This is a genomic window from Desulfatibacillum aliphaticivorans DSM 15576, assembly GCF_000429905.1.
Taxonomy (GTDB): domain Bacteria; phylum Desulfobacterota; class Desulfobacteria; order Desulfobacterales; family Desulfatibacillaceae; genus Desulfatibacillum; species Desulfatibacillum aliphaticivorans.
Map to the genome: position 1 here is coordinate 97,675 of NZ_AUCT01000003.1, position 13,590 is coordinate 111,264.

Sequence of the window (13,590 nt, forward strand, 5' to 3'; positions counted from 1 at the left end):
AGCCATGGTTAACAATGACAATACGTGAGAAATTCGAACAACGGGAGTTGGATTTTTTATCGCCTTTTGCGTGCCCAAGCGCCAAGTCCAAAGGCCGAAAGCGTCCGGAAGCCCCCTGCCCCATCCGCACCGCTTTCCAACGAGACCGCGACCGCATTGTCTACAGCAATGCCTTCCGCAGGCTCAAGCATAAAACCCAGGTTTTTTTGTCTCCGCTGGGAGACCATTATCGCACCCGGTTGACCCACACCCTGGAAGTGGCTGAAATTGCGAGAACAATCGCCAGAGCCATGCGTCTTAACGAAGACCTTACCGAGGCGGTCGCCCTGGGGCACGACCTGGGGCACACCCCTTTCGGCCACGGCGGCGAGACGGTCCTGAAGGAGCTGTTTCACAAGGACTTCACCCACTCCCGGCAAAGCCTGAGAGTGGTGGACTGCCTGGAAAGGCGCGGCGAGGGCTTGAACCTCACCTACGAGGTCATGGACGGCATCGCCAAGCACTCCAAGGGATTCGGCACCATCATGCCCAACGACGCCGGCGAAGTGGCCTCTACCATGGAAGGCCGGGTCGTACGGGTGGCGGATATCATCGCCTATTTAAGCCACGACCTGGACGACGCCATCAGAAGCGGCGTGGTTACGCGAGACCAGGTGCCGTCCCATTGCGTGGAGGTTTTGGGGGAGAGGCACCGGGATCTGGTCACCACCATGATCCGCGACGTGGTTTATTCCAGCGGCGAAGAAGACGGGCAGATGACCATCAAAATGAGCGACGCCATGCACGACGTCATGCTGGAGCTTAGAACTTTTTTATACAACAACGTGTATCGGGCGCCGGTGGTCCACAATGAGTTCGTAAAAGCCAAAAAGATTCTTTCGGAACTGTTTGACTATTATATGAACAACGTAGACGCCTTTCAAAAAGCCGCCATCGAGCAGGAGCTGTTCGCCAGCCCCGAGCATGCCGCGCCCACCAAGCAAAACGTGTGCGACCTCATCGCCAGTATGACGGACAGGTTCGCCCTGACGCGCTACCAAAAAATCTTTTTCCCCACCCCCATGGTGTAGAAGGAACAGGCCGTTAATGACCAATGTCCGGACATTAGTGCAAGACCCCATGATCCAGGATTTTTTGTCCCGTTTGGAAGAAGTCTATTCCAAAATGGATCACGCGTATGATGAAGTCGCCCAGGCCCATGGCTTTCACTGCCAGGGATGCCAGGATAGCTGCTGCCTCACGTTATTCTTCCATCACACATTTTTGGAGTACCTGGCCATCCAGGACGGATGCATGAAGCTGGGCGAAGACCAATACAAGGCCGCCGTGCAAAGAGCCCGGGAGGTCATCGACCAGGCTAATCATATGGCGGGCGGCGCATATAGAATCATGTGCCCGGTGAATCAGGACGGAAAATGCATGATCTACGAAAACCGGCCCATGATCTGTCGGCTCCACGGCATCCATTACCGGTTTGCCATGCCCAACGGAGCGATCCATCAGGGGATCGGATGCCGGGCTTTTGAAGACCTGGCCAAAACCAGCGGTGCAGAGGCGGTCCTGGATAGAACGCCCTTTTACCAACAATTGGCGGGCCTGGAGAGGGAGCTTCGGCAAAAAACCGGCTTCAATCAATCCATTAAAATGACCGTGGCCGAAATGCTGGTCAAACAAAGCAGCGAGACCTGATTTAACAATGAAGCGAGTAGAAGACCAAGATCTGGACAAAATTCCCGGCAGGCGGCTGGAGGACGGAGACGTGTTCTGTTTTGAATGCAGGCCCGACATATCCTGCTTCAACCTGTGCTGCCGCAACCTGAATTTGTTTTTGTATCCCTACGACATTGTGCGTTTAAAAAAGAAACTGCGCATGACCGCCTCGGAAGTGATCGAAAAGCACACGGACGTGGTTTTGAGGCCGGGCAACTTCTTCCCGGAAGTGCTTTTAACCATGGCGGATAACGAAGAAAAAACATGCCCCTTTTTGTCGGAAAAGGGATGCACCGTTTACAGCGACAGAATGTACGCCTGCCGCACCTTTCCCACGGAGCACGGGGTTTCCTTGGACGAAGCCTCGGGCGTGCTCACGCCGGTCCATTTTTACAAGCCGCCCGACTTCTGCCAGGGCCGGCACGAGTCCAAGGAGTGGACCGTATCCAGTTGGTCCCAAGACCAGGGCGCGGTGTATTATCACAAAATGATGACCGAATGGACCAAGGTGAAAATCCTGTTCCAGAACGATCCCTGGGGAGCGGACGGGCCGGAAGGCAAAATGGCCCGGATGGCGTTTATGGCCGCCTACAACATGGACGACTTCAAGGATTTCGTTTTTAAAAGCACCTTTTTAAAGCGGTACAAGGTTCCCAAGGCTTTTCTGAAAAAAGCCAAAAAGGATGAGGTGGAACTGCTGCGCCTGGGCTTCGCCTGGATCAAGCTCTTCTGCTTTGGATATCCGTCCCCGGAGCTGGGGTTGGTTTAAGGCGGCGAGGCTGCAAAGGTAGGATTCGATGCAGCTTTTTGTTGGGTAGAGTTTTTTCGGCGTCAAATATAGCGTTAGGGCGGGTTGTCAATTGAAGGCGCTCGAAGTCGGGGAAGATTCTAACGAAACCCAACAGCAGGTTTCAAAGGGTGGCCCAGGCACAGCAGTAACGTGCCTGGGCGCGATAGCGCAGTAGGTGCGGCCTTTGCGGTTGGGTAACGCCTTGAAACTCAGGCGGACGTACGCCCTATCCAAAACCAAACAAAAACAAGGTTTCAACCAACCCTTTCCGCCCGCCGACCTTTCCTGATTTCAGCAATCTTCCTCGGTCGCGCCTTTTGTTCTTGCGAACCCAGGCAACAAACTGCCGTTGCCTGGGCCACCCTGCGGCTGCACTGTGTTTGCAACCGTTGTCTATCCGACTTCTCGCTCCCATGCTGTGCGTGGGAATGCATACATAACTATCTGAAATCAATACTTTTTTATGTATTTGGAAGACCTCTTTGAAAAATTAAGGGCGTCCGGCAATCAACTAGGCCCTGATAAGGCTTTGTACCACGGCGACGCCCAGGATGGCCAGGCATTCCGGGTCCAGGTAGGTTCCGGCGCTTTCGCGGAACAGGACCGTGCTCTTGGGCGGAAAGTCGTCGTCTCCGTCGTTAAAGAGCACCAGCATGGGCATGCGGGACAAGGCCTGCACCTGAAACTGCACGTCATAGGAATAATCCTGATCCGGAGGAACGGCGTTCAACTTTTCCGAAGCTGTTGTCAAGTCCTGGGGCCTGCCTGCAAACACTTCCGAGAGAGCTTGTTCCACGTCGTTGGCCCAATACACCGTGAGGGGCCCTGCGCCCTTGATGTCCCGAAATGTTGTCCAGCCTCCGTCCTTGGGCGGAAAGGGCGGACACATAAGCAAGTATCGGATCAGGCCCACGCAAATTCCCAGCTCAGGCTGCAGCCCCTTGGCGTTCTCCACTCCCTGAGGGGACACGGTGAAGGTCCTGCCCACAAAATTGATGACGGCCTTTCCGTCCTCATACTCCAAGCCCAGCGTTTGACAGGCCTGGGGAATATCGATGCCCGCCAGATCGTTCAGGTATTTTTGGTAAGTTTGTTCGTAAACGGAATTTTCCGCGCTCATAATCCCTCCTTGGACGCCGCTATACGCTTTGCCTGAAAACTCAAACGATCAGGCCGCTTGCTGGGGATTTTGCTCCACGTACCTGCCTGACACGCACAGGGAGGTGACGGTGGCGACAAAGCAAATCAGTTCGGGAACCGAGATGACGTCGTTGAATCCGCCCAGGTGCGGGCCGGTGTACAGGACGATCTCCTCTTTGCCCCGAACGCATGACCGGGCTTTTTCCGGAGAGAGCCCGCGCCCGGTCAGAAAGTCGAGAAACTGCTCCTGGGTCATGGCCTCCTGATCGTGGACGCGGAGGATTTCCTCCATGTAGCGGTCTACGCCCATTTCGCGGATCATGGCGTCGGCCAGAGACTCCACATCCCGAGGCAGGGGATCGGTGAACTCCCGGCCTACAAAGCCGCTGTAGTACTGATAAAAAATTTCGCTGATTGCCGTGATGAGCAGGGGGCGGTCGAACAGGTCCCGGGCGTCTACGGGTTCGCCCTGGGGGTCGAGGCCCACCCGTTCAGGGTCCTTGTTCCTGAAATAGCTGCCCGCCACCAATACCAGGCTCAGCACGTGAGTGCCCAGGTGGAGGTACAGCTCGCTCATTGGGCCGTTAAAGGCTAAAATATGCTCGAAATCCCGCAGGCCGGTGCTGCAGAGGTTGGGGTATTGGCAGGAAAACAGCCATTGATCCAGCCTGCCCTGACGGGGCCATTCGTACAAACCGCGATCCGTTCGCCGGCCCGCCTGGACCCGGTTGTGGAACAGGGGGATGGGCGCGGTGTGCACCATGCCGGAGGCGCCCAGCCTGCCCAAAAGCCAGGCGTTTTTTCCCAGGATTTCCACAAACTCGCCGCCCGCGGGAAGCCCCGGGCCGGAGGGATCGTTGGGATAGGTGAAGTAATCGCCGTGAGCGACATAGGCCATGGCCAGTCTTTGGGGATGCAGATTTTCCAGGCCGCCTTCATGCTCCGGGATTTCCTCCAGCCGGAACACACGGTTTTGGCCCATGCTGATGGGCCGGGGCACATGAAAGTCCACGGGAAATCCCTGGGCCTCCTGCTCAAGGCGCTCCATCCAGGCGGCTTCGGCGTGCAGGGTTTGAACGGAGTCTCCGTCCCGGGCCATCTTAACCACCAACACCTGATCGTCTTGAGAGCGAAGCACCAGGCTTCGGCCCTTGGCCAGGGGAGGCCCGTCCGACGAAAATCCCGCCTGCTTCAGAATGGACATCCACGATGCTTTGGGCAAGGCCGCCTTTTCCGAAGGCGTTTCCATGGCTGGGCCCCGTATGTTCAAGGGCAGGGAGCCTAAGGATTCGGCCGCGGCCCTGTGTACGGACCCATGCTTGATGCACACCATGTTCCGTAGAATATCCAGGGCTTTTCGCCGCACTTCCGGGTCCGGGGATTTTTCCACGGCCAGGGCCAGAACATCGGCCGCCTTGCGGTAGGTGAAATAGGAGGTGCGCCGGTTGGTGTGCTCTTCCCGGAGCAAAAGGTCGTCCAGCACATCCATGGTTTCCAAATGGATGCACGGGGTGTATTCCTGGATAAGGTATTGCAGCCGCCCCAGATTGACGTATACGGACTCCAGGCTTTGCCTATGCTTCGCCAATTCCTGGAGCGCAAAGTCTCGTTCGGTGATTTCAGACGCGCCTATCAAAACCAGCTAATCCTCCTCGGGTATATCCTGATCCAGCAAATGGGGAGGAAGTTTCTCCACTTTAATCAGGTTGGCCGAAAAGCTGCCCACAGCCACCTTGCCTCTAATCTTAATGATTTGCCGCTCCGGGCCTTTGGAAAACCAAATGCGCAGGGAAGGGTCCTTGCTTTCCTGAAAAACGCCTCCCGCGTGCTTTAGCTCAGGCTCCATGACAAAAGTATCGTATCGTCCGGCGGGGACGGCCAGGGATTGCTCCTTGGTGATAAAGGCCCTGCCCTCCACGCACTTCTTGCCGTCCGTGACCCAGGCTTGCATTTGCCGTTCCAGGGCGATGTCGCCGGACCGGAACTTGTACACCACGGAAAGAGGGTCGAAGGATTCCGGATTGATCTCCGTTTCCTTTTCCTTGTTTCCGTCCTGGACATAGGAGGCCTTGAGATTCTCCCAGTCGAAAATGACTTCCACGTCCCTTTTGGTGTCGCCCTCCCTCTGGATCTTTTTATAGTAGAGGGTTCGGGTCATGTTCAGGTCCACATAGGTGTCTATGCGGTCCCGCACCTTGTAAAAGGCGTCCGTAAACCGGTTGGTCCGGGCCTTGAGCACAAAGTGCCACGCAGGCTCGCCGTCCATCAACTCGATGGGCAGGATCTCAATGGTGGCCGTCCCGGCGGGCAGAAAAAGCCATTTAAGCTCAAAGGTGAGCTTTTCCCCGGGCGAAAAGGGAATCCGTTGAGGAATGTCCATTGTGGGATCGACTCCGCCCCCTGCCTGACCGGCGAGCAGGAAAAACACGGCGAATAGCGTCAGGGCCGTATGCTTTCCCAATTTGCACGCAAAATTATTCATAGTCCGCTCTCCTGACTGGAACGAAACTCTTCCTCCTGTCCGGCGCAACGCCGGACCCTTTTCATAGACTACGGCAAGGATTAAAGTCAAGACAACAGAAAGGAAGGAAAAAAAGCTGGGGCGGGCCTGGCCTTCACACACACAGGAAGGAACGCATTGGGAAGAGGACCGCCCTCTTCCCTGAGACGCCAGGGATCAAACGGGGAAACCTAAGGCCCGCCCGCCCCAAAGGGAAAAACGATTTTTATCTTGCACCTCAACTTTCGCAAATCAATTTTTATTCATATATTCAAGATATTGCGATAGGTCATAAGGTATTAAACATCATAGCCGGCGTCACAAAAACTCCCTCCCCCTTGACGGGGGAGGGTTGGGGTGGGGGTGATATTGTACGTTATTCCGCATAGTTCCCCCCCCCATCCTGTCCTTCCCCCGCCAGGGGGGGAAGGGACCTTGACTCTCGGACTCTGGTATATAGATAGATCTGAGCCGCATACATAATTCCTTGATTTCAAAGCACTACTTCCAATCCCGAAAGTTGAGTTACACAACCTCCGCCGGCTCTGCGTCCACGTCCGCTCCCAGGGTCAGGCGAGAACCTTCGGTCTGGTCCAGCACGTACAGGATAGTGGCGACTTTACGCAGTTCATCGAGCAAAGGCTGCAGCAGGTTTTTGTCCATAGGCCGGATGCGGATGTACACGAACCGGCTTTTCCAGGGCGCCTTTTCCATGGAACTGAGAATGCTCAGGATTCGGCCGTCGTAATCCCGGATGATGTCCGCAACCTCCTTGATGGAGCCGGGCCGGTCGTCCAAAAGAAATCCGAACTGAATGCCCCGGTGCCAGGCGCCGGTGAGGGTGATCAGCACCTTGAACAACTCGTCCTGGGTGATGGTTCCCATGAGGCGGCCCTTGTCGTCCATGACCGGCGCGCCCGAGATTTTCTTTTCCAGAAAAAGCATGGCCGCCTGCTCAACCGTATCCGTGGGCGACAGGGTGATGGGGTCCTTGGTCATGACGTCCTTGACCGCGATTTTTTCCTGCAAATAGGCGATTTCATGCCGGGAAAGAGAGGTGGCGTCCGAAGGCGCGGCCCTCTTGAGATCCCGGTCCGTCACTACCCCGACCAGCTTGCCTTTCTTCAGAACAGGCAGGGTGCGGGTGTGGCAGACTTCCATCAGCCGCCTGGCTTCCTTGACCGTGGAGTCGGTGTTGACCGAGACTCCGTCCTGCTTCATCCAATCTTTTATTAGCATGGTCTCACCCCCTTTTCGGGTTGTGAATATTTTTCCGCCGATGGCGCCGGGATTGAATTGGCCCGGGCTGCGCGGGGCTTCCGGCTCTGTTTTCCGCCTTGCCCGGCCGACGCCGCCGGGCTTGCATGACATTGGATATAAGCAGGCTTTGTGCCAGGAGAATTTTCCTGCAGGCAATGGTCTATCTATTTAATATTAAAAGAAATATGAAAAAGTTACAGTAAAAGTGCATGCGTCGGAATTCTTTACACCCCGTTAAAGGAATCGACCGTTTATGAAAATTTGCGCTGGGGCGCCCGCCGGGGGGATGGCGGCCTCTGAGAGCCGGAAAAATGGCGGATCGCCCTGCAGGGCGCGCAAGATCGGAGCATTTCCATAAAAGCCCGGATCAATTCTTATTTGGGCTTGACATCGGCGCGAAATATTGCTCTAAAGGCCCGTGCCGGTTGGCTGTTTGTTTGATTTTATTTAGCGGACAATCCGGCGCAGCCCGGTTATTTTTCCTGTTTGGAAGGCCGGGACGAAAAAGCCCCCGTAGCTCAGTGGATAGAGCACAGGATTCCTAATCCTGGTGTCGCAAGTTCGATCCTTGCCGGGGGTACCATTCTTTTTTTGGATTGTTGTGTATAGATTTATTGTGTTGTACGCGGCCGGATTCCACGTTGGAATTCGGCCGTTTTTTTTGGGGGGGGGATTGAAGCGCGTTGACTGGTGGATGAATTATGGCCGCTTAGGGCTATAAACGCACGAGTTCCAGTATTTCAGGGTCCGGAAACCCTTCCTCCTCTTCCAGGTGCACGTCATAGGCGATTTTTCCTTCTTTGTTGCGCATTGTCTTGTCCGCTCCAGAGTCCAACAAATACCGTATTTCCCTTTCCGAGGGAAGGCCGTACATGGCAGCAATTAACGGCGTGTCGCCGTCGCAATCCTGATGGTTGACGTCGGCGCCAGCCTCCACAAGCATTTGAATCAATTCCAACGGAGCGTCAACGACAGCCGACATCAGGATGCTGAAGCCATCATCATCCTGGGCATTCACGTCGGCCCCGTGATCTATCAGCAACCCTACGCATTCAAGGTTGTCTGAGTAAAATGCGGCATGAGCCAACGCAGTTTCCTTTACATCGTCCTCTGCTTTTGGATCGGCCCCGGAATCCAGCAGGAACTTCAGCAACTTGGGATGTCCTTCCCAGGCGGCATGCATCAGAGGGGTCCTGCCGCTTCCGTCCCTGACGTCAACGGGCGTCCCTTTTTGCAAAAAGGATTTCACCTTTTGCATTCTTCCTTGTTGGGCCGCCTGGAATATGTCCGGAAATAAAAACCGCTTTAGCTTGATCATTTACCCCCCCTTTGTTTGCAAGGCTGCCTATAGCGCCCAAGGCCGGCGCCCATGACATAGCTGCTATCCGCAAAGAATGATTGTTATCATATCTATGATAGAGAATTATGCAATTATACCACAAATTTTTTTTGATGGAATACAGATTGATTTGCTTTTTGCGCACTTCTACGATTAGGAACGATGGAAGGTTACGGGATGCAATTGCAATTATGGCGTATGGAAGTGGATCGGCAAGCCTTTTGTGCTTCGCACCCAGGCAACAAACCGCCGTTGCCTGGGGCGCCCAAGAACCGGCGGGGCAAGCCCGGCCTCTACTAAAAACGAAACAACCCAGACAAGCGCAGGGACCTGTCCCTACAAAATCGATGGGGGCGGAAATAGCGGATTGATCGCCGGTATGCATTCCTACGGGGACCATGGGAGTAATCCCCCCCATCCTGACCTTCCCCCGCCAGTGGGGAAGGGACTTGAGATGGCGCCGCTTCGCAGCGTTTTTTTAGATAGGTGCGGATAGCCGCACTGTTTTCGGGTTTCGCGGGGCTCTATCCGGCCTGTGATTTTTAGCGCGACAATGACGGACCGAAGGTCGTAGGGTTGATGCGGAAAATTTTCAACCACGGAAAACACGGAAGGCGCGGAAATTCGTCATTCCGTGTGTTCCGTGTCTTCCGTGGTTATAAACAAAGGCGCCCCCGTAGGGGCGCCTAACTTGTTTTAGCTCTATTCCCTATCCAACCCCATGGCCGTCAGGGCCGCGCCCAGGGCGCCGGTCATGCGGGGATTTTCCGGGACTAACACCACATGCCCGGCAGCCTGGGACAGCTTTTTCACCATCCCGGAGTTCTTGGCCACCCCGCCTGTCATGACGATATCCGGCTCGGGATTCATTCTTTGCATCTGGCTGGCCAGGCGGTTGACAATGGATTTGTGAATGCCGTTGATAATGTCCTCCACCGGGACGGCTCTGGCCACCAGGGATATGACTTCCGATTCGGCGAACACCGTGCACATGCTGCTGATGGAAATTTCCTCGGCGCTTTTTTCCGACAGCGGCCCCAGGTCGTCCAACTCAACCTCCAAAGCCCGGGCCATGACTTCCAAAAACCTGCCGCTGCCGGCCGAGCATTTGTCGTTCATGACAAAGTCGATCACATTGCCTTTGGGGCCGATGCGGATGACCTTGCTGTCCTGGCCTCCCACGTCCACGATGGTCCTGACCTGGGGGAAAAGATGCAGCACGCCCCGGGCGTGGCAGGTGATTTCCGTCACCACCTTATGGGCGAAAGGCGCGCTCACCCGGCCGTAGCCCGTGGCCACGATCCGATGGGGCGGAGCGTCCAGCCCCGCCTTTTCTATAGCCGAGTCCAAAACCGCCTGAGCCGCCTTGGCGCTGTTCGCGCCCGTGGGCCGCATGTCCGCGGCGATAATTTCGCCGGACTCGTCCAAAATCACGCATTCGGTGGATGTGGAGCCAATGTCTACGCCTGCAAAAAACATCCCCTTACCTCCTGGCCTCATCAATGCTTTCCAGCAGCGCTTCCATGCGCACAAAGGCGGTTTCCTCGCTGTATTTTCGTTCGTCCGCGTGATCCACGTCAATCATGACCGTAGGCACGCCCAACTCTTCCTGCACGTAACGCTGCTGATCCATTTGCATGAGCGAATACACCTTGCAACTCCGGTTGGAGGCGAAAACCACGCCGTCTATGTCCATTTCCTCGATGGCCTGTTTCATGGCCCGGCCCCTAAGCTGCAGCCCATGAGGGCAGATGGAGAAATTTTGCAGCCTGGCCATGCCTTCCAGGGGAGAGAGCGACTCAAGGTCCAGCAGGTCCAGGCTGCCCTCCCGGCTGCCCAGGCAATAGGTATAGGACGCTGAGATGATGTTGGCGTCCAGCGCTCCTAAACGGGAGGACATTTTGCGCAACTGGTGCCAGGGCGCGATGTTATCCCACAAAAGGCGATATTTTTCGTTGGGCGCAGGAACAATCCCCTGGTCAACGCGCGCTTCCGTTTCATCCGCCAAAAAGCGGTAATGTTCGGCCAGTTCCGGCGTCCCCCGCATAGTCAGGGTGGGCGCCATCTGGACGAAAGAGTCAAACGCCGTAATCCCCGAAGGCTTGTTTTTGGCCGCAGCCAGAAAACGCCGCCAATGCTTGTTGGCTTCCACGGAGTTTTCCCAGGCCTGGGCCATTTTTTCCGGGTTGAACTTCTGGCCGGAGAGTTTTTCCACGGTCTGAATCAAGTCCTGAAACTGGCTGACGATGTATTCCATGTCCCGCTGCTTTTGGGACTCATAACAAAACGGAATGTCCAGAATGAAATGGGGGATGTCCCACTCCCGATGATACACGTCAAACCACTTGGCCAGCAAGGTGCAGTTGTTATTATTGGAGACCAGCAGGTCCGGCTTGGGCAGGCCGCCCGCCGGGGAGTCGGCCCCCTGGTTGAAGTGGCAGCCCATGTCGATGCGTGCATAAGAGCACAGGTCCATGGAGTATCCCAGGTTTTCCGCCTTTTCGCACAACGAAACGCCCACGCCTTTTCCCGCACACAGGGCGGAGTGGCTTTCGGGCACGCAGTAGATTACGTTGTCAAAGCCCGCGAAAATTTCCGCGGGCACGATAATGGCGATCCACACCACAAAGGCGCCTTGCTGGGCCTTGACGATATTGTCCATGTAGCCGTTGGTGATAAGCCGGGTCAGCCGCTTTCCCGAATCTGTTTTTACAAATTGAGCCATGCCGCCCTCCTTATTCCTCGATCATTTCCGCAAAGGCTTCTATGCGGGTTTTCATGGAGCCCAGGTTTTGCTCGTCGCCCAGGGAGAACTCCAGGCTAAGCACGCCGATTCCCTTGGCCTTGAGCGCTTTTTCCACGTAGGGCAGTTCAAAATACTCGTATTCGCAGAATTTCTCTCCGGCGAATATCCAAGCCCCGGCGCCGCAATCCTCCAGCATGGATTCCAGGGCGGGCAGGCGTCTGTCCGCCGTGGGCAAAAGCGTTGTGCAGGGAAAATGGTTTTCGTAAAAATCCGCGTAATAAGCGGCCGGGTCTTTACTCGGTGCAGGAGAATACGCCCAGGCCCGGTGCATGTTGGCGAGATCGTTTCCCACAATCGCCAGCCCCGCCCTTTCCATGGCCTTCAGGATTTCCGGCGGAGGCGGCAGGATGCCGCTGATTACCACCTGTGAGCCCGTGGGCGCCGCAGTTTTCTCCTCACAGGCCCTGCAAAACTCCTGCAATGCGGTTATCTGATCCTCCACAAGCATGAAATTCAGCTTGCCGCAAAGCTCCGCCAGTTCGGAAAACAGGGCCTTGCCTTCGCCGACGTATTTTTGGGCCTTTTGCATGAGCCCGTGCATTTCAGCGTATAAGCTCACGCTCTTTTCAAAGGAGTCGGGATCGAATTTTACGGAAAAAGTCGCCTCCAGCCAGGCGATCAGGCCCTCCAGGCGATCTTTCAAATATTCCTTGGCGCCGCTTCTCTCCATGGAGACGGCAGGGACGTGGAACGTATGCAGAGGCAAAGCCGCATCCTTCGCCAGGCCCCGGTCAATGATTTCCGGCAGGTTTCGTAAGGTGTCGCAGGCGTTGTACATTAAGAGGCCGTCCAAAGTCTCCCCCGCGTCCTGCAGGACGAACTCCACCAGATATCGGCCCACGGAGCAGGCGTAATTCTGCAAATGCCTGTCAGCCAGGGAAACCTGAGTAAAATAGGGCTTGAATCCCCACAGCACCGCCGGGGCGATTCCCAGGGAGTGAATCAACTCCAGGGGCGGATACAAGGGAAAGCAGCCCAGCACGGGCTTGCCTGCATCATGCAGGGCTTTTAGTTGGCTTTGTATGGCGTTCAATGGCTTCACACTCCTTCCAGTTCCATGTGGGAGGGGGATTGGGAGAAGCGCAGGCCAAAAGCCTCTCTCTCCCAGAGGTCCTTGCCGATTTTGTTATATTCCAGCATGGCCCCGGCCAGCTTCACGCGATGGGCCGGAGGCATTATTTCTTCAGGCAGCAAAGGATCTTTTACCAGCATGTGCACCGTTTCCGTGCCCACCAGATAGGTCTCCATGAGCGCGCTGTCCGGCGGCAGGCCCTGGACGCGGGCTTTGCTTTTTTCAATGCGTTCCAGAGCCTTTTCCATGTCCCGAACCAGCTCTTCCACGGGCCAGAGAAATTTTTGCCACTGGGCCGCGGTTTTTTCCGAAAAGTCGCGGCCGACAAACAATTCCCCGGCCGGGTCCATGCCCTGATGCACAAGCAACTCTTTCAAAGAGGGCAGGTCCATGTTCAGGTTGGCGGGCCGCACCCACAAACCGGGCAAACCTTCCCGAAATCCCGGAAGCTCCAGGGCCTTGGCGTTTTTCTTCCGGCGCCCCGCGGTTCCGTTAGGCGCCAGGCAGCAAATCCATGACCCGTCCCATTCCTTCACCCGAGCCTCACCCTGTTTCCAGGCGTTGACAAACCGGCTGATGGGCGTGTCCATGTCCTTGATGCGATACAATCCCCTTTCGTCGTTCTCCAAACGCCCGTCCCGCACCAGCCGGGCCGTCGTCACCCGGATGACGTTGCCGGTGAACCCGAAAAGCCTGCCAATGGCGATCATGTCCTTGATGGGCATGGCCTTGTTGTCCGATACGTGAAGGATGCTGACGATGAGAATTTTCGGGGTGATATTCCAGTTCATGGGCGTCTTTCCAAAAAAAGGGAAAAGGCGATCGTATGGACAGTAAATATTACAAATCTTTGCAAGTGTCAATTTATTTTGTAATAAATGCCTCCGGCAGCACAATCTGTTTCCGCTTATTGGATTAACGCCATGGGCGCTTGCCCTGCGGGAGTTATAAAAGGCGCCAAAAAACTGATTTT

The 13,590-nt window shown here is 55.7% G+C and carries 12 protein-coding genes and 1 tRNA gene; 4 read left to right on the forward strand and 9 right to left on the reverse strand.

Translation table 11 applies throughout. From position 1 onward, the window contains the following. Nucleotides 1–14: 14 nt before the first annotated feature. Genes G491_RS0104725 through G491_RS0104735 form a run of 3 tightly spaced genes read left to right on the forward strand, consistent with a single transcriptional unit; the run spans nucleotide 15 to nucleotide 2,479 of the window. On the forward strand, nucleotides 15–1,070 hold the full coding sequence (locus G491_RS0104725) for a deoxyguanosinetriphosphate triphosphohydrolase (RefSeq protein WP_012609436.1): 1,056 nt from the start codon (nucleotides 15–17) through the stop codon (nucleotides 1,068–1,070). Nucleotides 1,071–1,086: 16 nt separating this feature from the next. Next, a complete protein-coding gene (locus G491_RS0104730; protein WP_012609435.1) occupies nucleotides 1,087–1,689 on the forward strand; it encodes a hypothetical protein in 603 nt (200 codons plus the stop codon). A 7-nt stretch (nucleotides 1,690–1,696) separates the two neighbouring features. After that, the gene (locus G491_RS0104735) at nucleotides 1,697–2,479 is read left to right on the forward strand and encodes a YkgJ family cysteine cluster protein (protein WP_028313767.1); all 783 of its coding nucleotides are present in this window, start codon (nucleotides 1,697–1,699) and stop codon (nucleotides 2,477–2,479) included. Between the two features lie 532 nt (nucleotides 2,480–3,011). Here G491_RS0104735 and G491_RS0104740 read toward each other — a convergent pair. The 4 genes from G491_RS0104740 to G491_RS0104755 all read right to left on the reverse strand — a co-directional run bounded on the left by G491_RS0104740 (nucleotide 3,012) and on the right by G491_RS0104755 (nucleotide 7,379). Further along, nucleotides 3,012–3,620 (reverse strand): DUF3786 domain-containing protein, encoded by a 609-nt coding sequence (locus G491_RS0104740; protein WP_028313768.1) that lies wholly within the window; start codon nucleotides 3,618–3,620, stop codon nucleotides 3,012–3,014. Between the two features lie 48 nt (nucleotides 3,621–3,668). Next, nucleotides 3,669–5,276, reverse strand: coding sequence for a SidJ-related pseudokinase (locus G491_RS29440; protein WP_051327037.1), 1,608 nt, complete (start codon nucleotides 5,274–5,276; stop codon nucleotides 3,669–3,671). 6 nt (nucleotides 5,277–5,282) lie between these two features. Beyond that, nucleotides 5,283–6,122 carry a DUF3108 domain-containing protein gene (locus tag G491_RS29445; RefSeq protein WP_051327038.1) on the reverse strand — a complete coding sequence of 280 codons (840 nt, stop codon included), beginning with the start codon at nucleotides 6,120–6,122 and terminating at the stop codon, nucleotides 5,283–5,285. Nucleotides 6,123–6,665: 543 nt separating this feature from the next. Then, a complete protein-coding gene (locus G491_RS0104755; protein ID WP_012609429.1) occupies nucleotides 6,666–7,379 on the reverse strand; it encodes a CBS and ACT domain-containing protein in 714 nt (237 codons plus the stop codon). A gap of 528 nt (nucleotides 7,380–7,907) precedes the next feature. Here G491_RS0104755 and G491_RS0104760 point away from each other — a divergent pair. Next, a tRNA-Arg gene (locus G491_RS0104760) sits at nucleotides 7,908–7,983 on the forward strand. A gap of 132 nt (nucleotides 7,984–8,115) precedes the next feature. On the opposite strand, the gene G491_RS29450 is transcribed toward G491_RS0104760, so the two are convergent. The 5 genes from G491_RS29450 to G491_RS33370 form a co-directional block, all read right to left on the reverse strand. After that, a complete protein-coding gene (locus G491_RS29450) occupies nucleotides 8,116–8,718 on the reverse strand; it encodes an ankyrin repeat domain-containing protein (protein WP_051327039.1) in 603 nt (200 codons plus the stop codon). A 723-nt stretch (nucleotides 8,719–9,441) separates the two neighbouring features. Then, a complete protein-coding gene (locus tag G491_RS0104770) occupies nucleotides 9,442–10,218 on the reverse strand; it encodes an acyl-CoA dehydratase activase (RefSeq protein WP_028313769.1) in 777 nt (258 codons plus the stop codon). Between the two features lie 4 nt (nucleotides 10,219–10,222). Then, on the reverse strand, nucleotides 10,223–11,464 hold the full coding sequence (locus G491_RS0104775; protein WP_028313770.1) for a 2-hydroxyacyl-CoA dehydratase subunit D: 1,242 nt from the start codon (nucleotides 11,462–11,464) through the stop codon (nucleotides 10,223–10,225). 10 nt (nucleotides 11,465–11,474) lie between these two features. Next, complete coding sequence (locus G491_RS0104780; RefSeq protein WP_169829387.1) at nucleotides 11,475–12,587, reverse strand: 2-hydroxyacyl-CoA dehydratase subunit D; 1,113 nt, start codon at nucleotides 12,585–12,587, stop codon at nucleotides 11,475–11,477. Continuing rightward, the gene (locus G491_RS33370; protein ID WP_028313772.1) at nucleotides 12,584–13,408 is read right to left on the reverse strand and encodes a hypothetical protein; all 825 of its coding nucleotides are present in this window, start codon (nucleotides 13,406–13,408) and stop codon (nucleotides 12,584–12,586) included. Before G491_RS33370 ends, G491_RS0104780 begins: the two co-directional genes overlap by 4 nt. Nucleotides 13,409–13,590: the final 182 nt, after the last annotated feature.